24 protein-coding genes, 1 other RNA gene and 1 pseudogene are annotated in these 22,999 nt (G+C 72.9%); 22 read left to right on the forward strand and 4 right to left on the reverse strand.

The features are described 5' to 3' along the window. Window positions 1-23: 23 nt before the first annotated feature. The 8 genes and pseudogenes from FGW31_RS24450 to FGW31_RS24485 all read left to right on the forward strand — a co-directional run bounded on the left by FGW31_RS24450 (window position 24) and on the right by FGW31_RS24485 (window position 7,464). Window positions 24-854 (forward strand): AraC family transcriptional regulator, encoded by an 831-nt coding sequence (locus FGW31_RS24450; protein ID WP_142195647.1) that lies wholly within the window; start codon window positions 24-26, stop codon window positions 852-854. An 82-nt stretch (window positions 855-936) separates the two neighbouring features. Then, window positions 937-1,653: pseudogene (locus FGW31_RS36245) on the forward strand (DMT family transporter); the annotation flags it as partial. A gap of 115 nt (window positions 1,654-1,768) precedes the next feature. Continuing rightward, an RNA gene (gene rnpB, locus FGW31_RS24460) (RNase P RNA component class A) lies at window positions 1,769-2,173 on the forward strand. Between the two features lie 702 nt (window positions 2,174-2,875). Then, window positions 2,876-4,717: a sensor histidine kinase gene (locus FGW31_RS24465; protein WP_142195648.1), complete on the forward strand. Its 1,842-nt coding sequence runs from the start codon at window positions 2,876-2,878 to the stop codon at window positions 4,715-4,717. 117 nt (window positions 4,718-4,834) lie between these two features. Continuing rightward, the gene (locus FGW31_RS24470) at window positions 4,835-5,254 is read left to right on the forward strand and encodes a roadblock/LC7 domain-containing protein (RefSeq protein WP_182674585.1); all 420 of its coding nucleotides are present in this window, start codon (window positions 4,835-4,837) and stop codon (window positions 5,252-5,254) included. Further along, a complete protein-coding gene (locus FGW31_RS24475) occupies window positions 5,251-5,607 on the forward strand; it encodes a DUF742 domain-containing protein (protein WP_142195650.1) in 357 nt (118 codons plus the stop codon). The genes FGW31_RS24470 and FGW31_RS24475 overlap by 4 nt, the downstream gene beginning before the upstream one ends. Continuing rightward, on the forward strand, window positions 5,588-6,205 hold the full coding sequence (locus FGW31_RS24480) for a GTP-binding protein (protein ID WP_142195651.1): 618 nt from the start codon (window positions 5,588-5,590) through the stop codon (window positions 6,203-6,205). The genes FGW31_RS24475 and FGW31_RS24480 overlap by 20 nt, the downstream gene beginning before the upstream one ends. Further along, complete coding sequence (locus tag FGW31_RS24485) at window positions 6,202-7,464, forward strand: cytochrome P450 (RefSeq protein WP_142195652.1); 1,263 nt, start codon at window positions 6,202-6,204, stop codon at window positions 7,462-7,464. Before FGW31_RS24480 ends, FGW31_RS24485 begins: the two co-directional genes overlap by 4 nt. A gap of 345 nt (window positions 7,465-7,809) precedes the next feature. Here FGW31_RS24485 and FGW31_RS24490 read toward each other — a convergent pair whose 3' ends face one another. Then, window positions 7,810-9,033, reverse strand: coding sequence for a cytochrome P450 (locus FGW31_RS24490; RefSeq protein ID WP_142195653.1), 1,224 nt, complete (start codon window positions 9,031-9,033; stop codon window positions 7,810-7,812). A gap of 336 nt (window positions 9,034-9,369) precedes the next feature. On the opposite strand from FGW31_RS24490, the gene FGW31_RS24495 reads away from it, so the two are divergent. From FGW31_RS24495 to FGW31_RS24540, 9 genes are all read left to right on the forward strand, one after another. After that, the gene (locus tag FGW31_RS24495) at window positions 9,370-10,893 is read left to right on the forward strand and encodes a hypothetical protein (protein ID WP_142195654.1); all 1,524 of its coding nucleotides are present in this window, start codon (window positions 9,370-9,372) and stop codon (window positions 10,891-10,893) included. A gap of 62 nt (window positions 10,894-10,955) precedes the next feature. Beyond that, on the forward strand, window positions 10,956-11,687 hold the full coding sequence (locus tag FGW31_RS24500) for a DUF7873 family protein (RefSeq protein ID WP_142195655.1): 732 nt from the start codon (window positions 10,956-10,958) through the stop codon (window positions 11,685-11,687). A gap of 421 nt (window positions 11,688-12,108) precedes the next feature. Then, on the forward strand, window positions 12,109-12,477 hold the full coding sequence (locus FGW31_RS24505; protein ID WP_142195656.1) for an antibiotic biosynthesis monooxygenase family protein: 369 nt from the start codon (window positions 12,109-12,111) through the stop codon (window positions 12,475-12,477). Window positions 12,478-12,667: 190 nt separating this feature from the next. After that, a complete protein-coding gene (locus FGW31_RS24510; RefSeq protein WP_142195657.1) occupies window positions 12,668-13,330 on the forward strand; it encodes a DedA family protein in 663 nt (220 codons plus the stop codon). A gap of 242 nt (window positions 13,331-13,572) precedes the next feature. Then, the gene (locus FGW31_RS24515) at window positions 13,573-14,646 is read left to right on the forward strand and encodes a sensor histidine kinase (protein WP_373303333.1); all 1,074 of its coding nucleotides are present in this window, start codon (window positions 13,573-13,575) and stop codon (window positions 14,644-14,646) included. Then, entirely contained in the window at window positions 14,646-15,281 is a 636-nt protein-coding gene (locus tag FGW31_RS24520; protein WP_142195744.1) for a response regulator, read from the forward strand. Before FGW31_RS24515 ends, FGW31_RS24520 begins: the two co-directional genes overlap by 1 nt. A 384-nt stretch (window positions 15,282-15,665) precedes the next feature. Beyond that, window positions 15,666-15,956 carry a helix-turn-helix domain-containing protein gene (locus FGW31_RS24530; RefSeq protein WP_142195658.1) on the forward strand — a complete coding sequence of 97 codons (291 nt, stop codon included), beginning with the start codon at window positions 15,666-15,668 and terminating at the stop codon, window positions 15,954-15,956. 47 nt (window positions 15,957-16,003) lie between these two features. Further along, complete coding sequence (locus FGW31_RS24535) at window positions 16,004-16,222, forward strand: MbtH family protein (RefSeq protein WP_142195659.1); 219 nt, start codon at window positions 16,004-16,006, stop codon at window positions 16,220-16,222. Between the two features lie 7 nt (window positions 16,223-16,229). After that, window positions 16,230-17,015, forward strand: a complete 786-nt coding sequence (locus FGW31_RS24540) for a thioesterase II family protein (protein ID WP_142195660.1) — start codon at window positions 16,230-16,232, stop codon at window positions 17,013-17,015. 96 nt (window positions 17,016-17,111) lie between these two features. On the opposite strand, the gene FGW31_RS24545 is transcribed toward FGW31_RS24540, so the two are convergent. From FGW31_RS24545 to FGW31_RS24555, 3 genes are all read right to left on the reverse strand, one after another. After that, window positions 17,112-17,930, reverse strand: coding sequence for a hypothetical protein (locus FGW31_RS24545; RefSeq protein ID WP_220450321.1), 819 nt, complete (start codon window positions 17,928-17,930; stop codon window positions 17,112-17,114). Window positions 17,931-18,140: 210 nt separating this feature from the next. After that, the gene (locus tag FGW31_RS24550) at window positions 18,141-19,145 is read right to left on the reverse strand and encodes a beta-ketoacyl synthase N-terminal-like domain-containing protein (RefSeq protein ID WP_142195662.1); all 1,005 of its coding nucleotides are present in this window, start codon (window positions 19,143-19,145) and stop codon (window positions 18,141-18,143) included. Beyond that, window positions 19,142-20,383 carry a beta-ketoacyl synthase N-terminal-like domain-containing protein gene (locus tag FGW31_RS24555; RefSeq protein WP_142233117.1) on the reverse strand — a complete coding sequence of 414 codons (1,242 nt, stop codon included), beginning with the start codon at window positions 20,381-20,383 and terminating at the stop codon, window positions 19,142-19,144. The genes FGW31_RS24550 and FGW31_RS24555 overlap by 4 nt, the downstream gene beginning before the upstream one ends. A 216-nt stretch (window positions 20,384-20,599) precedes the next feature. On the opposite strand from FGW31_RS24555, the gene FGW31_RS35750 reads away from it, so the two are divergent. Genes FGW31_RS35750 through FGW31_RS24580 form a run of 5 tightly spaced genes read left to right on the forward strand, consistent with a single transcriptional unit; the run spans window position 20,600 to window position 22,995 of the window. After that, a complete protein-coding gene (locus tag FGW31_RS35750) occupies window positions 20,600-20,851 on the forward strand; it encodes an acyl carrier protein (protein ID WP_233288695.1) in 252 nt (83 codons plus the stop codon). After that, on the forward strand, window positions 20,851-21,222 hold the full coding sequence (locus tag FGW31_RS24565; protein ID WP_142195665.1) for a DsrE family protein: 372 nt from the start codon (window positions 20,851-20,853) through the stop codon (window positions 21,220-21,222). The genes FGW31_RS35750 and FGW31_RS24565 overlap by 1 nt, the downstream gene beginning before the upstream one ends. Next, window positions 21,222-21,632 carry a hypothetical protein gene (locus tag FGW31_RS24570; RefSeq protein ID WP_142195666.1) on the forward strand — a complete coding sequence of 137 codons (411 nt, stop codon included), beginning with the start codon at window positions 21,222-21,224 and terminating at the stop codon, window positions 21,630-21,632. The genes FGW31_RS24565 and FGW31_RS24570 overlap by 1 nt, the downstream gene beginning before the upstream one ends. Further along, window positions 21,632-22,054 carry a hypothetical protein gene (locus FGW31_RS24575; protein ID WP_142195667.1) on the forward strand — a complete coding sequence of 141 codons (423 nt, stop codon included), beginning with the start codon at window positions 21,632-21,634 and terminating at the stop codon, window positions 22,052-22,054. The genes FGW31_RS24570 and FGW31_RS24575 overlap by 1 nt, the downstream gene beginning before the upstream one ends. Beyond that, complete coding sequence (locus FGW31_RS24580) at window positions 22,051-22,995, forward strand: hypothetical protein (protein ID WP_142195668.1); 945 nt, start codon at window positions 22,051-22,053, stop codon at window positions 22,993-22,995. Before FGW31_RS24575 ends, FGW31_RS24580 begins: the two co-directional genes overlap by 4 nt. Window positions 22,996-22,999 lie beyond the last annotated feature (4 nt).

Genomic DNA, 22,999 nt, shown 5'->3' on the forward strand with positions numbered 1-22,999 from the left:
CGCTGTGGCCGGGGGTGGGAGGCATGGGCGGGCGGGAACAGGCGCGGTGGGCCAGGGCGCGGCTCGGACGGTGCGGTCCGCCCGTCGACCTGCTCACCGCCCGCTTCGACCGCCACGAGTACGCCCCGCACGCCCACCAGGAGTTCACGGTCGGCGTCACCGTCGGCGGACTGGAGGTCATCGCCTACCGCGGCGGGCGCATCGTCTCCGGCCCCGGCTCGATCGTCGTCCTCGAACCCGGCGAGATGCACACCGGCGGCCCCGCCGCCCCCGAGGGCTACGCCTACCAGGCCCTCTACGCCGGCCCCGACCTCCTCACCGACGGAACCCACGGCCGTTCCCTGCCGCACTTCCGCGAACCCGTCCTGCAGGACCCCGAACTCGCCACCGCACTGCGCCGCGCCCACAGCGACCTCAGCGCCCACCCCGACCCGCTCGAGGCCGAGTCCCGCCTGCCCTGGCTGCTCACCGCGCTCACCCGCCGCCACTCCACGGCCCGCGCGAGCGACGACACCCTCCCCGGCGCCGGCCGCATCGCCCGCACCGTCCGCGACCGCCTCGCCGACGAACTCCTCGCCCCGCCCTCCCTCGCCACGCTCGCCGCCGACCTCGGCCTGTCCCGCTACCAACTGCTCCGCGCGTTCCGTACGACGACGGGCGTGCCGCCGTACGCGTGGCTCGCCCAGTACCGGGTGACCCGGGCCCGCGCGCTCCTCGACGCCGGGCTGCGCCCCGCCGAGGCGGCGGCCCTCGTCGGCTTCGCCGACCAGGCGCACCTGACCCGCTGGTTCCGGCGAGTGCTCGGGGTGACCCCGGCGGCGTACCGCAACAGCGTTCAAGACACCGCGCCCTGACCCGGCCGACACTCGCCGCATGACTGCACGCGGCTGGCTCCTGTTCTCCCTGATGGGAGTGGTCTGGGGCATCCCCTACCTGATGATCAAAGTGGCGGTGGACGAGGTGTCCCCGTCCACGGTGGTGTTCACCCGCTGCGCCCTCGGCGCGCTGCTCCTGCTGCCGTTCGCCCTGCGCCGGGGCGGCCTGACCACCACCGTCCGCACACACTGGCGGCCCCTGCTGGCGTTCGCCTGCATCGAGATCGTCGTCCCCTGGTACACCCTCACCGACGCCGAACGGCACCTGTCCAGCTCCACCGCCGGCCTGCTGATCGCGGGCGTCCCCATCGTCGGCGTGGCGCTCGCCCGGTTCTTCGGCGACACCGAACGCCTCGGCACCCGCCGCCTCACCGGCCTCGGCCTCGGCCTGGCCGGCGTCACGGTGCTCACCCTGCCGCACCTCACCGGCGGCGACGCCCGCTCGCTGGCCGAGGTGCTGCTGACCGTGCTGGGCTACGCCGTCGCCCCGCTGATCGCCGCCCGCCACCTCCAACAGGTCCCGTCCCTCCAGCTCACCACCGTCTGCCTCACCTTCGCGGCCCTGGTGTACGCCCCGGCGGCCGCGCTGACCCGACCCACCCGGATGCCCGCCGCCGAGACCCTGACCGCGCTGGCCGGCCTGGGCGTCATCTGCACCGCCGTCGCCTTCGTCGCCTTCCTGGAACTGATCAAGGAGGCCGGACCGACCCGGGCCACCGTCATCACGTACGTCAATCCGGCGGTCGCGGTCGCGGCCGGGGCGCTGTTCCTCGACGAGGCCCTGACGCCGGCCGTGCTGGCCGCCTTCGGCCTGATCCTCACCGGCTCGGTCCTGGCGACGGCCACCGCGCCGGGACCCCGCCCACGCCCGGTACCATGGTCGGCACGGCAGACGAGCCGGGCGGACGGCCGCGTGGAGTCCCCCTAGGGGGCTTCCCGAGGAACGTCCGGGCTCCACAGGGCAGGGTGGTGGCTAACGGCCACCCGGGGTGACCCGCGGGACAGTGCCACAGAAAGCAGACCGCCGGGGACCTCGGTCCTCGGTAAGGGTGAAACGGCGGTGTAAGAGACCACCAGTGCCTAGGGTGACCTGGGCAGCTAGGTAAACCCCACCCGGAGCAAGGTCAAGAGGAGCGCCGTGAAAAGCGCTCTGCGCGGACGTTCGAGGGCTGCCCGCCCGAGTCCGCGGGTAGACCGCACGAGGCCGGTGGCAACACCGGTCCTAGATGGATGGCCGTCGCCCCGGCGTCCGCGAGGACCCCGGGGAACAGAACCCGGCGTACAGCCCGACTCGTCTGCCGCTCCTTGTTTCCGCAGGCCAGAGGTGATGGTTTCCGCAGGCCAGAGGTGATGCTTCTGGTCCGGGCGACGTGTACGCGCGCCGGGGTGCGTCTGCCTTCGGGCTACCCGGTCCGGCCGGTCGGCGCGGCGGTGGCCGGAACCCCGAAATGCTCAGCGACCGGGTGGTCCGCCCACGTGACAGCGCTGCCGCCGCTCACCCCGGCGTACGGCCCGACTGCTCTGCCCCTTCCTGCACCCGCCGCCCCCCTCGCGATCGGTGGCGTCAGCATCTCAAAGGGTGCTCCACCTCGGGCGAACGGGAGCGTGGACGGGGCGTCTTCGGGCGTGTGGTTGGCCGGAATTGGGCAGCCGGTGGGGCGAGGACGGCTCGGAAATCGCTTGCAGGGCGCGGAGTGTGACGGGACGGCAGGCGCGTTCGAGTGGGTAAGTGCCCTGTTCTCGACCTTGTGGGCGGCGGGCTCGTTCGGCGTCAACTCCGATACCACGGTGCCCCGAACGGGCGATGGAAACACGACGAACTCGGATTGCCGACCGAGTATGCCGTCCGTGGTGCGTCCTCACCCAGCAGGATGGCTAGCATGGGCCGTACCCGGTCGGAAGATCGCCCTCCTCTTGTTGGCTGACCACCTTCCCGGCCCGCGGCCGCCCTGATCCGGTCGCCACCACCCCGCTGCTCTCACAGACCGAGGGACCGCACCATGTCAGTGCCTGCTCCGCCCCGCCGGCATCCGTCGGCGAGGGCGCCGCGTACCTCGCCCGTCCCGTCGCTGGCCGTGCTGGTGGCGAGTGCCGCCGGCGGCGGCGCGGCGGTCGCCCTCGCACCGTCCGGCGCCTTCCGGTGGGCCCTGGCCGTGGTGGCGACCGCCTGGGTGTGCGTGGCCGTCGCCGTCCTCGCCGGCCACCGGCTCGTCCACCGGGCCCGCACGGCGGCCGCCGAACAGGAGGCGGAGAACGGCCGGCTCAAGGCCGAGGCCGCCCGGAAGGCGGCCGAGATCTCGCACCTGGCCGGTGTGACCCTGCCCGCCGTGGCCGGCCGGCTGCGGGAGGGCGCGGGCGCGGCCGAGGTGCTGGGCAGTGTGCCGCCGCCGTCGGACCCGCAGCTCCAGCGGATCTCGCACGCCTTCGCCACCGCCGTCGAGGAGGACGTGCGGCGGGCGGCCGCCCTGGACGGCGAGTACCGCAAGGCCCGGCAGGAACTCGACCAGGTGGTCGCCGAGTTGGAACTGCTCGGCCAGAAGACGCTGCCCACCGCCGTCGCCCGGCTGCGCGAGGGCCGGTCCGCCGACACCGTGCTCGCCGAGGTCGACCTGCCCCGGCTGCCCGCGGTGCGCACCCCGGCCGAGTCGTTCGTCCGCGAGCTCGCCCACAGCGAGCGGCGCGCCGCCGCCGCTCAGGCCGCCTCCGCCAAGGCGCTCAGCCGCGTCCAGGCCAAGGCCGTGCGCATGCTCGCCGACCTGCGGGAGATGCAGGAGCGGCACGGCGAGGAGGTCTTCGGGGACCTGCTGAAGCTGGACCACAGCACCTCCCAGCTCGGCCTGATGACCGACCGGCTGGCGCTGCTCATGGGCGGCCGGTCCAGCCGCGCCTGGAACAAGCCGATCGTGATGGAGAGCATCCTGCGCGGTGCCGTCGGCCGCATCGCCGCCTACCAGCGGGTGCGCCTGCACTGCTCCACCCGCGCCGCCGTCTCCGGCTTCGCCGCCGAAGGCGTGATGCACCTGCTCGCCGAGCTGATGGACAACGCCGCGAACTTCTCGCCGCCCATCGACGAGGTGCACGTCTACGTCGAGGACCGCAGCGCCGGCATCGTCGTCACCATCGAGGACAGCGGCCTGAAGATGGCCGACGCGGCGATGCGCCGCGCCGAGGAGGCCGTGGCCGGACGCGTCACCGACCTCGCCTCGCTGCAGGGCACCCGGCTCGGCCTGGCCGTGGTGGGACGGCTCGCGGTGAAGTACGGCATCAGCGTCAACTACCGCCCCTCCTCCCGCGGCGGCACCGGCGTGGTCGTCCTGCTGCCCCTGAACCTGCTCGCCCAGCAGCGCGACCTGGCCCCGCAGGAGACGGCGCCCCGGCCCGCCGCCGCGGCCGTACCCGCGCCCGCGGCGGCCGTGGACCCGCTGCCGGACGCCACCGCCCTGCCCGCGCACCCGGAGCGCCCCGCGGTTCCGGAGCGATCCGCCCCCGTGGAGCGGCCCGCGGTCCCGGAGCGGCCGGCCCCCGCGGAGCGGCCCGCCGCAACCGAGCGGCCCGCCGCACGGCCCGAGCTTCCCGAACCGGGACGGCACCGGCGGCCCGACGGCACCACGCCCAACGGACTGCCCGTCCGTGCCCCCGGCCGCACCATGGCCGAGGCGGAGCGCGAACGCGAGCAGCGCCTGTCGGAGACCGGACGGACCGGTGACACGCCGGCCACGCCGCGCCCGCCGCGCGACGCGGGCTCGCGGTTCGGCGCCTTCGCCCGCGCACGGCAGACCGGAAACGGCCCCGCCGCACCGGGCACCCGGCCGCCCGAGTCCGAGCCGCCGACGGCTCCGTAGTCCCAGCCCTTCCCGTACGGCGCCCGGGGCGACGGCGCCCCTTCCCGCTCGAGTTCGTGAGATAGGAGGAACGGGCCGGTGACCGGTCAGCCGGGCACCACCGTCCCATCACCCATCATGCAGACCACCGACAACAGCCTCAGCTGGCTCCTCCACGGCCTCCTGGAACAGACCCCCGGCACGCGGCACGCGCTGGTCCTGTCCCGGGACGGCCTGAAGCTCTGCTGGAGCGAGCACCTGACGCTCGACCGGGCCGACCAGCTCGCGGCGATCTGCTCCGGCATCCAGGCCCTGGCCCAGGGCGCCTCCGTGGAGTTCGGCGACGGCAGCGGCGGCGTCCGGCAGTCGATGACCGAGTTCCACGGCGGCCTGCTCTTCATCGTCGAGGCCGGCGAGGGAGCGCACCTCGCCGTCGTCGCCGGGGAGGACGCCGACCCCGGCGTGGTGGGCCACCAGATGTCGGAGCTGGTCGAGCAGATCGGCGAACACCTGCGGGCCGAACCGCGGGGCCATGCCCGGGGGAGCGGCGCGTCATGATGCGCAAACCCGTCGACACGGGTGACCCCGACCGGCTCTACACCGTCACCGGCGGACGCAGCCGCGCCGACGAGTCCTTCGACCTGGTCACCCTCATCGTCAGCGAGAGCGGGCCGGTGCCGGGCATGCAGTCGGAGCACGCCCGGATCCTGGAGCTGTGCCGGCACCCCACCGCCGTCGTCGAGATCGCCGCGGAAATCGGCCTGCCGATCACGGTGGTGCGGATCCTGCTCGGCGACCTCCTGGACACCGGCCGCATCACCGCCCGTCATCCGCGCGCGGCGCGGTCCGTCGCCTCCCTGCCCGATTCCGCCCTACTCCAGGAGGTGCTCCATGGGCTCCGCAACCTCTGAGCTGCCCTCCCACCGCACACCGCTGAACGACGCCGCGGAGACCGGTCTCAAGATCGTGGTCGTGGGCGGATTCGGCGTCGGCAAGACGACCCTGGTCCGCTCGGTGAGCGAGATACGCCCGCTCAACACCGAGGAAGTGATGACCCAGGCGGGCGTGGGCGTCGACGAGACGAGCGCGGTGGCGGGGAAGACCACCACGACGGTCGCCTTCGACTTCGGGCGCATCAGCCTCAACGAGCGCATGGTGCTGTACTTGTTCGGCGCGCCCGGCCAGGAACGCTTCTGGTTCCTGTGGGACAGGCTGTTCTCGGGCACGCTGGGTGCCGTGGTCCTCGTGGACACGCGCCGGATGGACGACTCCTGGTACGCGATCGACCGGCTGGAGCACCACCGCACGCCCTTCGTGGTGGCCGTGAACCGGTTCGACGACGACACCTCCCGGTACTCCCTGGACGAGATCCGTCAGGCGCTCGCCCTGCCCGGCCACGTGCCGATGGTCGACTGCGACGCACGGGTCCGGCAGTCCGGCAAGGACGTACTGATCACCCTCGTCAACCACCTCCACGAGATGGCCATCGCCGAGGAGGCGACACTGTGACCGACTCCGGCTTCCCCTCCGCGCACCCGGCACCCCCGGGCTGCCCCGCCCACACCGACGCGGTACGCCTGGGAGGGCTCGAGTACCAGCAGACGCCGTCGCAGCTCTACCGCGCGATGCGCCGGGAGCACGGCCCGGTCGCGCCGGTGCTGCTGGACGGGGACATCCCGGCCTGGCTGGTCCTCGGCTACTCCGAGGTCACCTATGTGACCAGTCACGACGAGCTGTTCGCGCGTGACTCGCGGCGCTGGAACCAGTGGGAGAACATCCCGCCGGACTGGCCGCTGCTGCCCTTCGTCGGATACCAGCCGTCGGTGCTGTTCACCGAGGGCGAGGAGCACCGCAGGCGGGCCGGGGTGATCACGGAGGCGCTGGAGGGCGTCGACCAGTTCGAACTCGCCTACGACTGCCGGACGATCGCCGACGACCTCATCGCCCGGTTCGCCGGCAGCGGCCAGGCGGAACTGATGGCCGACTACGCGCACGCCCTGCCGATGCGGGCCGTGGTGCAGATGTGCGGCATGCCGACCTCGGGCGACGACACCCGCCGGCTCGTCGACGACCTGCGGATCTCGCTGGACGCGGGCGAGGGCGACGACCCGGTGGCCGCGTACGGGCGCGTCGGCGAGCGGCTGCGGCAGCTGGTGAAGGACAAGCGGGCCGCGCCGGGCCCCGACGTCACCTCGCGCATGCTGACCCACCCGGCGGGGCTGACCGACGAGGAGATCGTCCAGGACCTGATCTCCGTGATCGCCGCGGCGCAGCAGCCGACGGCGAACTGGATCTGCAACACGCTGCGGCTGCTGCTGACGGACGAACGGTTCGCCGTGAACGTGTCGGGCGGCCGGCTCAGCGTGGGCGAGGCGCTCAACGAGGTGCTGTGGCTGGACACGCCGACGCAGAACTTCATCGGGCGGTGGGCCGTGCGGGACGTCCAGCTGGGCGGCCGGCAGATACGGGCCGGCGACTGCCTGGTGCTGGGGCTGGCCGCCGCCAACACCGACCCGCAGATCTGGCCGGAGGCGCACGTCGGCGCGGAGAACGCCGCACACCTGTCGTTCAGCAACGGCGAGCACCGCTGCCCGTACCCGGCGCCCCTGCTGGCGGACGTGATGGCCCGTACGGCGGTCGAGACGCTGCTGGAGCGGCTGCCCGACCTGGTGCTGGGCGCCGAGCCGGAGGAGCTGACCTGGCGTCCGTCGATCTGGATGCGCGGGCTGTCGGCGCTGCCGGTGAGCTTCACGCCGGTGGTGCAGTAGGTGCAGTAGGCGCAGTAGGTGCAGTAGCGACGGTTCGCCGGCCGTTCCGGTGCCGTTGAGCGGGTCCGGGTTGCTTCACGGCGGTGGTGCAGTGGTGACGGTTCGCCGACCGTTCCGGGGCCGTTGAGCGGGTCCGGCTTCACGGCGGTGGTGCGGTGGTGACGGTTCCCTCGGCGTTCCGGTGCTGCCGTTGAGCGGGTCCGGGTTGCTTCACGGCGGTGGTGCGGTGGAGACGGTCCGCCTGTCGCTCCCTCGCCGGGGTGCGGGAGCGTGTGGCGTGCCGGGCCCCGTGGCAGGGGCCCGGATCGCGGCGCCGACCGGTGTGCGGGTGCCGGTGGCCGCGGGTCAGCCCACGGGGGTGAACCGCACCGGGAGGCGCTGCGGGCCGCGGGTGAACACGCCCTCCTCGGCCGGTTCGAAGCCGTCGGCGAGACGCAGGTCCGGCATGGCGTCCAGGAGTTGCGCGACGCCGATCTCCACCTCCGCCTTGGCGAGCAGCGCGCCGACGCAGAAGTGCCGGCCGAGCGCGAAGGCGAGATGGTCGGCGGCGGCGGAGAACGCGGTCGTGGTGGTCAGGTCGTCGCGGAAGATGTCGAAGCGGTCGGGGTCGCGGTAGCGGTTCTCGTCGCGGTTGGCGGCGCCGATCAGACACGTGACGGTGGCGCCCGCGGGTATCGTGCCGCCGCTGAGCTCCACCTCCGTCGCCGACTGCCGCATGATCATGTGAACGGGCGGGGTGAACCGCAGCGTCTCGGCGAAGGCGCGCGGGATCAGCGAGTGGTCGGCGCGGACGGCGGCCAGCTGGTCGGGGTGGAGCAGCAGGTTGGCGAAGATACCGGCGATGGCCTTGTCGGTGGTCTCGCCGCCGGCGGCGAGCAGCAGACTGCAGAACGCCTTGACGTCCTCGTCGCTCATCCGGACGCCGTCGACCTCGGCGGCGCACAGCGTCGACAGCAGGTCGTCGCCCAGCTTCTCGCGGCGCTCACGGATGATCGGCAGCATGTACTCGGCGAACTCCACGCGGGTCCGCTCGCCCGCCGCCGTCACCTCCGGGTCGCCCGACAGGTTCCCGAGGAACGCGATGACGGCCGTGTACCAGCGGTGGAAGCGCGCGTGGTCGGCCTTGTCCAGGCCCAGCATGTCGGCTATGACGTTGACCGGGAAGCGGGTGGCGTAGTCGGTGACCAGGTCGGCGGAGCCGGTGTGCCGGAACGCGTCGATCAGTTCGCGCGAGTTGCGCTCGATGACGGGCAGGAACTTCTCCTGCAGGTCGCTGCCGCGGAAGGCGGGTGCGACGAGGGCCCGGCGCACGGCGTGCTCGCGGCCACTGAGCTGGAGGATCGTTTTACCGTGTACGGGTTCGATCTGCCAGGTGTAGTTGTCGGTGGTGAACTCGCCGGCCTTGTCCTTGAAAACGCGCTCGACGTCCTCGTAGCGCGAAACGATGTAACTCCGCGTCGCCTCGTGCCAGATGAGAGGCGCGGTGTCCCGCATCACGCGGTAGGCGGGGTAGGGGTCCGCTGCGAACTCGGGCGAGAGGATGTCGGGCACCTGCTGCGCGGTGGACATGGGTCTCCCTGGATCGTGATATGGCTGACCGATACAGGTTATTGATCAACCATCAGATGCGACAGGGCTGTCGGTCACCGGTCCGCTCCGGAGCGACGTCGGCCGAAAATCGCCCCCAGGCAGGCGCGGAGAACGGTACAGAACGGCAATTACCGTTTCCGTGCGCCTGGTCGGGCACGACAAGGGCTGCCTCTGGCGCGACCGGCCATGAAGACGGCGGCGGGGTCCTGACCGGGCGAGGAGACGCAGCGGCCGCTGCCGCGCGTAGGTACCGTACCCACCGCCGCCGGTGTACCGGTTCGGCCGAGGAGCGCGATCCAGGAGGAAGCACACGGCATGGCGCAGACGCGGTACGACCAACGGGTCCGGGTCTTCGTCGAGGTCCGCGGTGGCGTCCACGACTGGCAGGAGGCCGAGGCGCGCTTCGACCGGCACGGCTGGCCCGTGCGTGACGCCTACCCGGCGGGCGAGGGCCCGTTGGGCGCGGCACTGGAACGCGACCCCGACAGCCGCGTGTACGAGATCGAGGTCCGCCTCTTCGGCACTGCGAAGGGAAGCGACCGCGGTGCGGCCGACCGGGTGCGCAAGATGCTGCGCGGCGCCCGCCTGGAGGGCTACGTCCGCCGCGCCGAACTGCTGGACCGGGACCGCGAGTTGTTCCCGCACTGGCGGATCGTCGGTGCGACCCGCAGGCAGCCGGGCCGGCGCGGACGACTCACCCGCATTGCCGTGCGGCTGGGCCGGCACGACGTCGGGGGCTTCGTCTCCGGCGGGCCGCGTCAGGCCCTGAGGATCGCGCGTGCGGCATCCTCCCCGGACGCCGCCGCCTCCGGTCTGGCCGTCCGCCCCCTGGACGGGCGCTGGCGCGAACCGGCGCCCTACAAACGGGAGGACCAACTGCAGCGACGGGTGCTCCGGTTGGTCCTGTGGGCACTGCTCTCCGCCGGCGCCGTCACCCTGGCCACCGCCGCGCCGGCCGTCACCTGGTGGTTCTGGACACCGGTGGCGCTCCTCGGCGCGGTCGGGGCGGTGCGCACGGGACTCGAACTGAGCGGGGAGCGCAGGAGAGCCGAGGGTGTGGTCCTCGCCCTGCTGTGTGTGCTGATCTTCGTCGCCTTCGGTACGGGACTCCTCGACCGGGACGGCACGGCGTGGACCCCGCGCCGGACCCTCATGACCGCCGTGGTGGTCGCGGTGATCGCCGGACTGTGGCTCCTCGTCCGGCAGTGGACCTGGGGCGAGTGGGTCGCCTGGGCCGTCCCGGTGCTGGTGACCCTGGCGGTCTCCGCGTTCGTCGCCGCGGGTTCCGTCCTGCACGCCCTGTACGCCGAAGGCCTCTCCCTCGCCCCGGACGACCTCGACGTGCCTCCGGTCTGGCAGGCCCTGGCCGCGGTGAAACTGCTGGTGATGCTGAGCCTCGTCATGATCGTCCCGGCCTGGTGGGGGTTCGCCAAGCACCGGCACCACTGGTACGCCACTCCGGGGGACGGCACGAACGTCGTCCTGAACGTCTGCCTCTTCCTGGCGATGCTCGCCGGGGCGGGCATCCAGGCCATGGGGTCCGCGGAGACCGCCGTGGACCGGACGGTCGCGGCAGCCGCGCGAGGGGACGAGCCACCGGCGTACTTCGGCGTCGCACCGGAGTGGACCTGCGTACGCCCCGTCGTCCCGGCCGACGACCTGCCGGGCGAGGGCCCGCGCCTCCGACCGGCCGCCCCCTACCTCTCCTTCGGCGTCTCGGGGGAGACGGCGGTCCTGTGGGACCCGGCGACCCGGGAACCCGTCAAACTGCCGGCGAACCAGGTGTGGCTGCGCCCGGCCGCGTCCGGGAAGGTGTCCTGCGCGACCGGCCGCCACTAAAGCGCGTGCGTGCGTTCGAGCAGGTGGGATATGTTCCTGCCTGTTCGAAGGGGGACGCCGACATGGCGAAGCTGAATCAGATCATTGCTGTCGAGAAGGGCGTCAAGAGCAAGTCGCTCCAGGACGTCAACGCCGCGCACGCCAAGGTGCAGAAGCCCGCGCTGCTGTCGGGCATCTCGCGCACGTACCAGCCGAAGGACGAGGAGGGCGAGCAGCTGCCGCCCGAGTCGACGCGCGTGCAGGTGCAGGCGGAGGACGTGCTGCGGGAGATGTCGGCGTCGCTGACCCGGCTGTTCGACGTGACCGCCACGAAGGACTGGGCGAACTGCACGGCCCGTGCGGACGTCACCGTCGACGGGCGGACGGTCGTCGCGGACGTGCCGGTCGCCTACCTGCTCTTCCTGGAGAAGCAGCTCGCCGAGCTCCACACCTTCGTCAAGAAGCTCCCCACCCTCGACGCCGCCGAGTCCTGGACCCACGACGCGTCCACGGACTGGTGGAAGACGGACCCGGTCCGCACGATCCGTACGAAGAAGGTCCCGCGCAACCACGTCAAGGCGGAGGCCACGGACAAGCACCCGGCGCAGGTCGAGGTGTACTACGAGGACGTGCCGATCGGTTACTGGACCACGGTGAAGTTCTCCGGCGCCCTTCCGGCGCGGCGGGGGAACGAGCTGGTGGAGCGCGTCGAGAAGCTCCAGCAGGCGGTCAAGTTCGCCCGTGAGGAGGCCAACGGCACCGAGGTCACCGACCAGCGGGTCGGGGACGCGGTGTTCGGCTACCTGTTCGGCTGACGCCGGGACGGGTGGCCACCACGATCGCCCCCGCGTGCGAGCGCGGGGGTGCGCGACCAGGCGTGGGCCGGATGAGGACCGGTTCGCGTACGGAGCGCAAGCTGACACTGAAGTTCAGCCTGAAGAGCGGCTGGGTGCACACCCGGCCGCGGTCAATCTCAGACTCTCGCTCCAGTCTCAGCATCGCCGCCGATCGCCGGTGCGACCGGGGACGGACCTTCGCTGTCGGATACGAGTTCGAATCTCGTCTGCACCTCTTGCACGGTGCGGTAGTTCAAAGGAAGAACACGACGGCTTGACGACTGATCCGTCCTCTTCAAACGCCGCCGGTGTGCGCCATTGGGTGGCATCCCCAGGGGCCCGGGAGCTGGATACGACTCCCGGGCTCCGCCACGTCCGCGGACGCGCCGACAATGGACCCATGAGCATCGTCAAGATCAACGTACTCACCGTTCCCGACGAGCAGCGCGAGGTGCTGGAGAAGCGGTTCGCCGCCCGGGCCGGGACCGTGGAGAGCTCCGACGGCTTCGAGTGGTTCGAGCTGCTGCGCCCGCTGGAGGGCACCGACACCTACCTCGTCTACACGCGCTGGCGCAGCGAGGAGGACTTCCAGAACTGGATGTCCGGACGCGGCCGGGCCGCGCACGCGGGCGGCTCCGGGAGCGGAGCCGAGGGCGGCTCCACGGACGGAGCCGAGGGGGAGCGGCCCCGGCCCGCCGCCTCCGGGGCGACGCTGTGGTCCTTCGAGGTGGTCCAGCAGGCGGGACCCGCGGGACCCGCGCAGTCCTGATCCCGTCGGGCCGAACCGGTCCGGGTAGCAGGGCGGCCCGGACCCTGCGGAAAACCGCGGGGTCCGGGGTGGGGGAAGGCGTACGGGTGTGACGGCTCTCCGCATACCGGCGCCGAGCTGCGGTTCCTAGCGTGTTCGGTGGATCGCGGCACCGGCCGCGGCGACCGCCTCGCACCCCGGAGAGTTCGACATGGACCACATCACCCTGGCGCTGCCCGAGGAGCCCGCGGACGGTGTCGCGGGATGGGCGGCCGATCTGGTGGACGCCATGGGAGCACCCGGTGCGGGCCTCGCCGTCGCCCTGGAGAACCTCTTCCCGCCGCTGCCCAGCGAGATCATCCTGCCGCTGACCGGATTCGCCGCCGGACAGGGCGTCATCAGTCTCTTCTCGGCCCTGTTCTGGACCACCCTCGGATCCGTGGTGGGCGCCGCCGTCCTGTACGGGGTCGGCGCGCTGTTCGGCCGCGAGCGCATGCATGCGATCTGGGCCAGGCTGCCGCTCGTCAAGACCTCCGACCTGGAGCGGACGGAGGAGTGGTTCGCCCGGCACGGCACCAAGGCCGTCCTCCTCGGCCGCATGGTGCCGATCTTCCGCAGCCTCATCTCCGTGCCGGCCGGTCTGGAACGCATGCCGCTGCCGACCTTCCTGACGCTCACCGCGGTGGGCAGCCTGGCGTGGAACGCCGTACTGGTCCTCTCCGGATACTGGCTGGGCGAGCAGTGGGACACGGTCGGGGAGTACGTCGGCGTGGTCAGCAAGGCCGTCCTGGTCCTCGTCGTCGCCGCGCTGGCCCTCTACGTCGTGGTCCGGCTGCGCTCCCGCGGCGCCGCCCGGCACCGCCGCACGTCGTGACCGCCCCCGTCCCCGACCAGGCCGGACGATCTTGTCCCGGGTGCGCCGCCCGACTAGTCTCGGCGAACGTGCAGGGGGATCCGGCGGACACGACCATCCGGCCCCTCCCGACGGCGCCCGGAACGGCGGCACCGGGAGGTGATCCTCCGCCGACGCCGACGCCGACGCCGACGCCGACGCCGACGCCGACGCCGCTCCCGAGGCGGGCCGCCGGAGTTCTCCTCGGCTGTCTCACCGCCCTGTTGGGGCTGCTGTACTTCGCCGTCGGCGGCGCCCTCCTCGGTGCGCCGCTGCTGTGGCCGCGCACCCGGCGGCGCGCCCTCGTCGTCCTGACCGCCGGGGCCCGGCGGCTGACGGCGCTCGAACGCCGCCGCCGCTCGTTCTTCTTCGGGGACCGCTTCCCCGACCGGCCCGTGCCCGACCGGCGCATCCTGCGCCACCTCGCCGCCCGCACGTACTCCGGTCTGCTCACCGGCGTCGTGGTCGGCCTGCTCGGCTTCGGCGCCGTCCTCGCCGGCCTGCTCGTCGTCGGCCTGGCGCGGGGCACGCTCGACTGGAGCGAACTGGTCAGCCAGGTGCTGCTCGGCGGGGTGCTGCTCTTCCTGAACGTGCAGGGGCTGTTCTCGCTGGTGGCGCTCGACGCGCGGCTGGCCCGCGAGTGCTTCGGGCCGTCGGAGCGGGAGCTGATGCAGCAGCGCATCGACGAACTGGCCACCAGCCGGGCGGCGGTGCTCCGGGCGGTCGACACCGAACGCCGGCGCATCGAGCGGGACCTGCACGACGGGGTGCAGCAGCGCCTGGTGGCGCTCGCCATGCTCCTCGGCCGGGCCCGGCGCGGCGGCCGCACGCCCGAGCAGGCGCGCGCCCTGCTGGACCAGGCCCACCAGGAGTCGCGGGACGTCCTGGCCGAACTACGGGAAGTGGCCTGGCGGGTCTATCCGACGGCACTGGACACCCTGGGACTCCAGGAGGCGCTGGCCGGCGTGTCCGAGCGGTGCAGCATTCCCGTACGGACGGAGTTCGCGCTCACCGAGCCGCTGCCGGCGCCCGTGGAGACCGCCGCGTACTTCGTCGTGTCGGAGTCGGTGACCAACGCCGCCAAGCACTCCGCCGCCACGGAGATCCGGGTGAGCCTGCGCAGCCACGGGCCCGTCCTCGTCGTCCGGGTCGAGGACAACGGCGTCGGCGGCGCCAGGCCGGACGGCGGCGGACTGACCGGGCTGCGCAGCCGGGTCGGCGCGCTGGACGGCCGACTGCACGTCCACAGCCCCCCGGGGGGACCCACCACGATCACCGCGGAGCTGCCGTGCGCGTAATGCTGGCCGAGGACTCGACCCTGCTGCGGGAAGGGCTGGTCCGACTGCTCGCCGAGGAGGGCCACGAGGTCCTCGCCGCGGTCGGTGACGCCGTCGCCCTGCTGCGGGAGGTGGAGGCGCGGCCGCCGGACCTGGTCGTCGTCGACATCCGGATGCCTCCCACCCACACCGACGAGGGACTGCGGGCCGCGCTGGAGATCCGCGAACGGTGGCCCGAGATCGGGGTCCTGGTGCTGTCGCAGCACCTGGAACGCGCCTACGCGGCGCAACTGCTCACCTCGAACGCGGAGCGCGTCGGCTATCTGCTCAAGGACCGGGTCGCCCAGGTGGAGGAGTTCCTCGACGCCCTGGAACGCATCCGGGCCGGTGGCGCCGCCATCGACCCCGAAGTCGTACGGCAGTTGGTGGTCCGCACCACGCACAGCGACCCGCTGGCCCGGCTGACGCCGCGCGAGCGCAGCGTCCTGGAGGCGCTGGCCGAAGGGCACACCAACGCGGCCATCGCGGAGAAGCTGCACATCTCCATGAGCACGGTGGAGAAGAACCTCAACACGATCTTCGACAAGCTCGAACTCGCCCGCACCACCGGCTCCAACCGGCGCATCCTGGCCGTCCTGCGCTACCTGGAGTCCTAGGGCCTGTCGTTTGGATCATGTCGGTTTCGCGGGGCGTGGCACGCACATCTGCTGCGTTGTCGTCGGTTGTCGACGCTCCGCGTCGCCGCCCTCCTCCGCCTTGCAGCTGCACGCACCACGCCCCGCTCGGGTGGGCTGAGAAGCGCTGCGTCTCCCAGCCGACCTGATCCAAACGACAGACCCTAGGGTCGGCCGTTCGGACCGCCCGGGGTCCGGGGCGGCGGCCGGCCGTCAGCCGGTGCTGCGGCCCCGCCGGGCGGCTGTCGGTGGCTCGTGCAGGTTGTTGAAAGGGCCCGAGGCGGGTGCGACGGCTGTCGGTAGCGTGAAGGCGCGGCGGGTTTGTGGTCGGTTTCTGCCGTCGGTATGGCCACAGATGGGGGCAGGATGCATGAGCGCGAGTTCCGGGCCTTTGTGCTGATCGCGGAAACCGGGCGCATGGATGTCGCGGCGCGGAAACTGGGTTATTCCCAGCCGGCGATCACCTATCAGGTTCAGCGACTTGAGCAGTCTCTCGGCTTCAAACTCTTCACCCGGCATCCCAGCGGTGCCCGGCTGACGGGGAACGGGCGGATGATCCTGCCGTCCGTGCGTGCGGTGCTTCTGCTGATCGACAGCATGCGGGACGCGCACGGTTCGGGAGCCGGTGAGGACCGGGACCTGGAGTGCAGCGCCTGACATCGCCGTTCAGGGAACCAATAGCGACCTTGCTTGGAGAGTGGACGATGAGCACCAATCCTTTCGAGGACAACGACGCCCAGTACCGCGTGCTGGTCAACGACGAGGGGCAGCACTCGCTGTGGCCGGCGTTCGCCGAGGTCCCGGCGGGCTGGACGGTGGCGCACCCCGAGGACAGCCGCCAGGCCTGCCTCGACTACGTCAACGAGAACTGGACCGACATGCGTCCGCTCAGCCTGGTGCGCCAGATGGAAGGCGCCAAGTAGTCCCGTGATGAGGGCGACGATCGTACAGACGAGCGGCGGTGCCGCCGTGCACCGGCCCCGGCCGCGGCCGCACGCCGAACGGGTGCTGGTGTGCCTCAGCTACTGCGGCGGCGGCACCGCGCCGTTCCGGCAGTGGGCCAACGTGCTGCCGGACGATGTCGAACTGGCGCTGATCTGCTACCCGGGACGCGAGGCCCGGTTCGGCACGCCGTTCGCGCGGGTCTGGACGGATCTGCGGGACGACGTGGTGCGGGCCGTGCGCGGCCTCACCGGGCGCCCCTACATCCTGTTCGGGCACAGCATGGGCTCCTGGGTGGCGTTCGAGACCGTGGCGGAACTCGAACGGCTGGGCGTCGCGCCGCCCGAGGCGCTCGTGGTGTCCGGCGGTGTGGCCCCGCACCGGCGCCGGGAGGTGCCCGCCGAGGCCGTACCGCGCTCCGACGACTCCGCGGAGGCGCTGGTGCGGTGGATGCGGGACCTCGGACAGGTCTCGCCGGCGATCGCCGCCGAACCGGAACTGGTCAAGATCGCGGTGGACCTGCTCCGCGCGGACCTCGCGGTCTCGGAGTCCTACCGCTTCGTGCCGGGCTCACGGGTCTCGGTGCCGCTGCGGGTGCTGTACGGGACCGAGGACGTGGCGCCGTTCGCCGACGTCGAACGGCACTGGCGTCCGCTGACCGACGGCGCCTTCCAGGCCGTGGAACTGCCCGGCGGGCACTTCTACACACCGGAGGTGTGGTCCAGGCTGCCCGAGTGGTGCACCCTGCCCGTGCCCGGCGCCGCCGCCCGCTGACCGGCCCGCCGTACGAAAACGACACACGACACCGCCGCGCGGTCGACCGCGCGGCGGTGTCATGTTCGTACGGCCGTGTCCGTACGGCGGTGTTCGTCAGTCGCCGGGCCGCAGGGCGCGCCGGCGGTCGTGCAGGACCAGCAGCAGGGTCATCCCCATCATCACGCCGAGCACCGCGCTGACATCCCTCGCCAGGGCTCCCGCAAGCGGGAGTTCGGGGGAGGGCTGCTGCATGTCGGTGAGGGTGAGCAGGTTGTAGACGCTGTACGAGAACAGCATGCCCGACGACACCCAGGCGGCGATCATCGGCGGGAGGAACCGGTTGGTGCCGCGGCGGGCGGTCAGCACGAGGATGCCCCAGGCCCCGGCGAGCGCCCAGACGGCCGTGCTCAGCGACAGCATGTGCCACCACAGGTCACGCCGGTCCAACTGGTCGGCGTCCAGGCCGAGGGTGCCGCCCGCCGCCCAGAACACCTTCACGCAGGCGAGCAGGACGCAGCCGGCCGCGACCAGCCGGGCCAGCGTCACCTGCAACTGCCGGGTGCCGCCCACCGGTTCGTCGAACGCCAGCGGACCGCCCAGGGCCTCCGGCCAGCGGGCCTTGGCGTAGCCGGCGAGGGCGAGGGGCAGGCCGACGCCGACGCCGACCAGCGAGATCATCACGAGGATCTGTTCGTAGATCCAGAAGTCCGGTGAACCGGCGTCCTGGTCGCGGTTCATGGCGGCCGGGCCGAGCACCGGCGCCAGCAGCAGCATGGGCACGAGCAGACCGGTGCCCACCCACACGGGCAGCGCCACCAGCCAGGCGGGCAGGCGCTCGCCCCAGGGCCGGGAGAACGCCATCGCCAGCACGATGCCGACGGCGGCGAGGAACGCGGTCGCCGCGTTGATCGCCCGCCAGTCGGCGCCGCCCATTTCCTCGGTCGGAATGAAAAAACCGAAAGTCCAGACGATTTTGATGAGCAGATACGGTGTCACCGCTATGGCTGCTCCGAGGCCGCCGACTCGGCGAAACCTGGTCAATCGGTCGGTCGGCTGTTCTGCCCTTACTGTCATATCGGCACGCTATCCGGGGGTCGGTGGACGGGTCAAAGCCGGCCCGGCGCATCTGCGGATATCCGCCACTCAGATGAATTCTGGACCAACGGGATCGGCGCGGTGGATTCCTATTGCGGTGAGATGCCCGAGTTCGGAAATGGACAGCACCAGGGCGGTCTCGCCCGCCCGGGCCGGCCCGATCAGGTCCAGCAGCCCCGACACCGCGCAGTGCCGGGCCGGCCGCGTCCCGCCGGCGTCCGCGTCCCGCACCGGGACACCGCGGTCGGCGAGGGCCTCGGCCACGGCGTCGCGGACCGCCGCCGCGTGCGGGGCGGCGGCCGGCGGCGCGCCGACCAGCAGGCGCACGGCATCCGTTCCGCCGGGCGACGGGGCCAGCGCGGCCACGCGCGCGGCGCTCCGGTCGAGCGCCGCGGGGGCCAGGTCACCGGCGGGGCCCGGAGGGAGGAACCGGGAGATCCCGCCGGTGACCGTGGCGAGGGGACGGGTGGCGCCTGCCGTGCCGGAAGCGCGTCCCCCCGCCGACAGGACGACGGCCGCGGCGGCGTCGTACTCGCCGCGGGCGCCGTGGTCCTCGGGTGCCTGGTCGGCCGCGGCCGCCACCACCACGTCGGCCCGCCCGGTGCGCAGCGCGGTCACCGCGAACTGCACGGCCTCCAGGCCCGCGGTCACCGGATTGGTGAGCGTGACCGAGAAGGCGCGGGCGCCGGTGCTGATGGCCAGCTGGCTGCCGGGCGTGTTCATGGAGAAGCCCGGCACCTCGGCGGGGCTGATGCCGTGCACGCCCTCGCCGGTCAGGACGGTGTCCATCCGGCGGTGCACCCGGGCGATCGCGTACTGGGTGCCGGTCACCACACCGAACCGCTCGGCGGCGACGCCGGCCGGCGGCGGGTCGTCGTGGCGCCGGCCGAGCGCCTCGTTCGCGGCCGCCAGCAGGTAACGGGTGGCCGGGGTGAAGTACTTCCAGCCGCGCCGGCCGAGATGGGCGGCCGGGTCGAACCACGGGCCCGGGTCCCCGTCCGTACGCGGCTCCTCGGCGACGGCGCCGACGCCGGTGATCAGTACGGCGGTCATGCGGCGGCCCGCCAGGTCAGTACGGCGTTGTTGCCGCCGAAGCCGGTGCCGCTCACCAGGACCGAGGGCCGGGCGAGCGGGGCCGGCCGGTCCAGGGGGACCGTCAGCGGGCAGTCCGGGTCGAGGTCGGTGACGTGCGCGTTGGGCGGGACCAGGCCGTGGCGCAGGACGAGGGCCGCGATCACGCAGCCGAACACGCCGGCCGCGCCGGCCGTGTGGCCCATCACCGCCTTGGGCGCGTAGCCGAGCACGTCGCCGCCGGACCCGCCGGCGGCCTCGACGGCCGCGCTGATCGCGGCGGCCTCCACGGTGTCGTTGACCGCCACTCCGGCGCGGTGCAGCACGGCCGCGCCCGGCGTGCCGTCGATCCCGGCGAGGGCCCGGGCGGCCGAGCGGCGCAACTGTTCGCCGGACGGCTCCGGCGCCATCGGATGGTGGGCGTCGCAGCTCCAGCCGTGTCCGGCCAGCACCGCGTGCACGGGCCGGCCGCGCCGGCGGGCGGACTCGGCGGACTCCAGCACCAGGGCGGCGGCGCCCTCACCGGTGACCATGCCCGCCCGGCCGGTGTCGAAGGGCCGGCAGCACTCGCCGTCCAGCAGTCCGAACCGCTGGAGCGTGCCGACGGCGACGCGGGAGAAGGCGTCCCCGCCGCACGCCACGACGACGTCCGCCTGTCCCGTCTCGATCAGCTCCGCGCCCCAGCCCACCGCGTAGGCGCCCGCCGAGCAGGCGGTGGAGAGGGTCTGGCCGGGTCCGCCGATGCCGAACCGGGTCGCGAGCGAGGCCGCCACCCGGTGCGTGGCGGGCGGAACGCCGACGGCGTCCCCGAACGGCCCCGGGCCCGTGCCCGGACCGGTCCCGGCAGCCGCTCCGGCGCCCGGACGCGCGTCCGCACCGGCCCCGGCAGCCGCGCCCGCGCCCACGCCCGGTTCCGACAGGTCGATGTCGCCCAGCGACGTCCCCACGGTCAGTCCCGCGTCCAGCAGGTCACCGGCACTCAGCCCGGCCTCCGCGACGGCCTCGGCGACGGCGGTCGCCAGCAGCGCGCCGGTCCGCCCGGTGCCCCGCGCCGGGGCGTCGCCGTCCGGCACCGCGTACAGGTGCGGGCGGGCCGGCAGGCCGCAGACGTCCGGTGCGGGGTCCGGCCGCCGGCTCGCGCCGAGCAGCCCCTCCCACAGGGCGCCGGTGCCGCTGCCGAAGCAGCTCACCGCACCGAGTCCCGTGACCACCACCGTCACCGTGCACCTGCCTTGCCGTTGTCTCTTTCCCGAAGGCGCGGCACAATGGCCGACACCATTCAGGATGCATTCCCGGCAATCGCCTCCCGCGGTGCTTGCAAGTACCTGCAGCGATCAGCGGCGCGCCTCGTCACCCTCCATCGCGCTGACCTAGCATCCCTCCGCGAAACGCAATTTCGTCAAAAAAATGCGAATGGCCCGAGGAAGGGAATTCCGGTGAGTGCCGAAACCACGCTGGACGTGTCGGAACTTCGCGAGCTGGTGGCGGACACCCTGGATGTCGAACTGTCGGCGCTGACCGACGACGTGCTCCTCATCGAGGAACTGGGCGTCGACTCCGTCGTGGCCCTGGAACTCATGGTCACGCTCGAACAGCGCTACGGGATCAGGATCCCCGAGGAGGAACTCGGCACGGTCCGCACGTTCCCCGACATCCACGTCCTGCTGAACGGGAAGCTGGGCGGCTGATGGAGGCGCAGACGGCGGCCACCGGCACCACCGCCGGTGCCGGCGCCGCGTCGTACTTCCTGGTCGAGAGCAAGGGCAACTGGGCGGGCCCCAACGCGGCCGCGTTCCTCGCGGACGCCGCGGCGCTCGCCGAGGCCGGCCACCGGGTACGGGTGTTCCTCGTCGAGGACGGCGTACTGAGCGCCGTCGGCACCGACGTCCCCGAGATCCGGCGGCTGGCCGAGGCCGGCGCCGAGATCCTCGTGGACGACTTCTCGGCGGCGCAGCGCGCGCTGTCCGCCACCACCCTGTCGCCGCACGTCAGGATCGCCGGCATGGACCTCGCCGCCGCCGCGCTCACCGAGGACGGCTGCCGGGGAGTGTGGCACTGATGGCCCGCATGGAACGCCGCGTGTGGGACCTGCTGCTGATCCTCACCGCGGCCCCGCACTCCGGGGACGTGGTGACCTCGGCGCTGCGCCTGTCCCAGGCGGTGCTCGACCGGGGCGGCTCGGTACGGGTCTGGGCGTGCGGCTACGCCAACATGATGACCCAGGACACCTTCGGCGACACCAAGCTGCCCAACACCCGTGACCCCGAGGGCCACTACCCGTCCCCGTCGGCCGTCGTGCAGCGGATGATCGCCGACGGCGACGGCCGCTTCGGGTGGATCGCGTGCACCGCCTGCTCCGAGGAGCGCGGCGCCGTGCACCACGTGCCGCAGGTACGGCACCGCTCCCCGCTGCGGCTGGCGACGACCATCGCCGGTGCCCGGCAGACGCTCTACCTCGGAGGGGCCTGATGAGCAGCACCACCACCGCCGCCGGCCGAGGCTCCGGACCGCCCGTGCTGTGCGTCCTGGACCGCGCCTACCGGGGCGCGGTCGAGGCGCAGTTCTTCCACGCCCTGTACGGACTGCTCGACCTGCACGGCCAGTTCCAGCGGGTGGACGTGGCGCTGCGCGGCGCCGCGGTGACCCTCGCCGTCGAGGAGGACGTCTACCGGCCCTCGGTCCGGCTCGGCACGATGACCCTGGACACCCTGCCCGACTACCGCGGCTCCGTGCGCGACCTGGTCGCCGAGGACTTCACCGTCTTCGTGGACCGGGACGCCGTGACGGCGCTGGGCTTCGACCCGCAGCGGCTCGTCGCCGGGACCGTCCTGCTCGACCCGGCCGAACTCGCGCTGCGCTGGCCCGAGTACGACCAGGTGTGGTTCGTATGACCGGGCCCGCCGCCGTGCCCCGCGCCTACGCGGCACCGCTGCGCGCGGTGGACCGGACGGAGACCGTCTCCGACGGGCCCGTGACGCGGCTCGTGCTGTACAAGACCGTCGACCCCGAAGACCCCTACATGGCCGGTCACTTCCCGGGGCTGACGCTGCTGCCGGCCGTGTTCGTCCTGGAGGCGCTGCGCCAGGCGGTGACCGACCTGACCGGCGCGGACGAGCCGCTGAACCTGCTGGAGGTGAGGTCGGGGCGCTGGCTGGCGCCGATGCAGGGCGGTGACGAGATCCGCCTGGACGTCACGGTGACGCCCGACGGGCCCGGACGCCTGACGGTGACCGCCGACGGCGTACGGCAGGACGGCACGCCCGTCGCGGCGGTGAAGGCGACGCTCGGCGACCGCGCGGCCGTCCTCGCCGCGCGGCCCCCCGAGGACCCGCCGCCCGCCCCGGCCGACGGCCCGCCCGGACCCGACTACACCGGCATCCTCGGCCTGCTGCCGGTACGGCACCCGATGCTGATGGTGGACCGGGTCGAATCCCTCGACCCGGGACGGCAGATCACCGTCGCCAAGGCGGTCTCCGGATCCGAGCCCTGCTACCAGGACCTGGCCGACGGACTGCCCCTGTCGCGGTACATGTACCCGCGGTCCCTGATGCTGGAGTCGTTCGGGCAGGCCTCGGTGCTGCTGTGGCTGGCCACCGGCACCGCCGAGGGTGTGCCCGTGGCCGCCGCCTTCCGCGACTGCCGCTTCTTCGGCGAGGTGCGGCCCGGCGCCGTACTGCGGCACGTGTCGCGGATCGACCGGCTGATGGCGAACAACGTGTTCGTCTCCGGGCAGACCTGGGACGGCGACCGGTGCGTGATGACGGTCGGCACCCTGGTCGGCTCCAGCCGGCCCCGCGAACGCGTCGACCGCGCGCTGACCACCGCCTCCTGACCGC

It is taken from the genome of Streptomyces calvus (genome assembly GCF_006782915.1).
GTDB classification, from domain to species: Bacteria; Actinomycetota; Actinomycetes; order Streptomycetales; family Streptomycetaceae; genus Streptomyces; species Streptomyces calvus.

Excerpts from the sequence above, each read along its gene's own strand:
- FGW31_RS24480 (WP_142195651.1), top strand. The coding sequence starts at position 5,588 with ATGGGCTCCGCAACCTCTGAGCTGCCCTCCCACCGCACACCGCTGAAC.
- FGW31_RS24510 (WP_142195657.1), top strand. The coding sequence starts at position 12,668 with ATGGACCACATCACCCTGGCGCTGCCCGAGGAGCCCGCGGACGGTGTC.
- FGW31_RS24505 (WP_142195656.1), top strand. The coding sequence starts at position 12,109 with ATGAGCATCGTCAAGATCAACGTACTCACCGTTCCCGACGAGCAGCGC.
- FGW31_RS24580 (WP_142195668.1), top strand. The coding sequence starts at position 22,051 with ATGACCGGGCCCGCCGCCGTGCCCCGCGCCTACGCGGCACCGCTGCGC.
- FGW31_RS24565 (WP_142195665.1), top strand. The coding sequence starts at position 20,851 with ATGGAGGCGCAGACGGCGGCCACCGGCACCACCGCCGGTGCCGGCGCC.
- FGW31_RS24545 (WP_220450321.1), bottom strand. The coding sequence starts at position 17,930 with ATGGGCGGCGCCGACTGGCGGGCGATCAACGCGGCGACCGCGTTCCTC.
- FGW31_RS24550 (WP_142195662.1), bottom strand. The coding sequence starts at position 19,145 with ATGACCGCCGTACTGATCACCGGCGTCGGCGCCGTCGCCGAGGAGCCG.
- FGW31_RS24475 (WP_142195650.1), top strand. The coding sequence starts at position 5,251 with ATGATGCGCAAACCCGTCGACACGGGTGACCCCGACCGGCTCTACACC.
- FGW31_RS24470 (WP_182674585.1), top strand. The coding sequence starts at position 4,835 with ATGCAGACCACCGACAACAGCCTCAGCTGGCTCCTCCACGGCCTCCTG.
- FGW31_RS24490 (WP_142195653.1), bottom strand. The coding sequence starts at position 9,033 with ATGTCCACCGCGCAGCAGGTGCCCGACATCCTCTCGCCCGAGTTCGCA.
- FGW31_RS24450 (WP_142195647.1), top strand. The coding sequence starts at position 24 with ATGGGCGGGCGGGAACAGGCGCGGTGGGCCAGGGCGCGGCTCGGACGG.
- FGW31_RS24465 (WP_142195648.1), top strand. The coding sequence starts at position 2,876 with ATGTCAGTGCCTGCTCCGCCCCGCCGGCATCCGTCGGCGAGGGCGCCG.
- FGW31_RS24500 (WP_142195655.1), top strand. The coding sequence starts at position 10,956 with ATGGCGAAGCTGAATCAGATCATTGCTGTCGAGAAGGGCGTCAAGAGC.
- FGW31_RS24570 (WP_142195666.1), top strand. The coding sequence starts at position 21,222 with ATGGCCCGCATGGAACGCCGCGTGTGGGACCTGCTGCTGATCCTCACC.
- FGW31_RS24495 (WP_142195654.1), top strand. The coding sequence starts at position 9,370 with ATGGCGCAGACGCGGTACGACCAACGGGTCCGGGTCTTCGTCGAGGTC.
- FGW31_RS24535 (WP_142195659.1), top strand. The coding sequence starts at position 16,004 with ATGAGCACCAATCCTTTCGAGGACAACGACGCCCAGTACCGCGTGCTG.
- FGW31_RS24575 (WP_142195667.1), top strand. The coding sequence starts at position 21,632 with ATGAGCAGCACCACCACCGCCGCCGGCCGAGGCTCCGGACCGCCCGTG.
- FGW31_RS24520 (WP_142195744.1), top strand. The coding sequence starts at position 14,646 with ATGCTGGCCGAGGACTCGACCCTGCTGCGGGAAGGGCTGGTCCGACTG.
- FGW31_RS24530 (WP_142195658.1), top strand. The coding sequence starts at position 15,666 with ATGCATGAGCGCGAGTTCCGGGCCTTTGTGCTGATCGCGGAAACCGGG.
- FGW31_RS24540 (WP_142195660.1), top strand. The coding sequence starts at position 16,230 with ATGAGGGCGACGATCGTACAGACGAGCGGCGGTGCCGCCGTGCACCGG.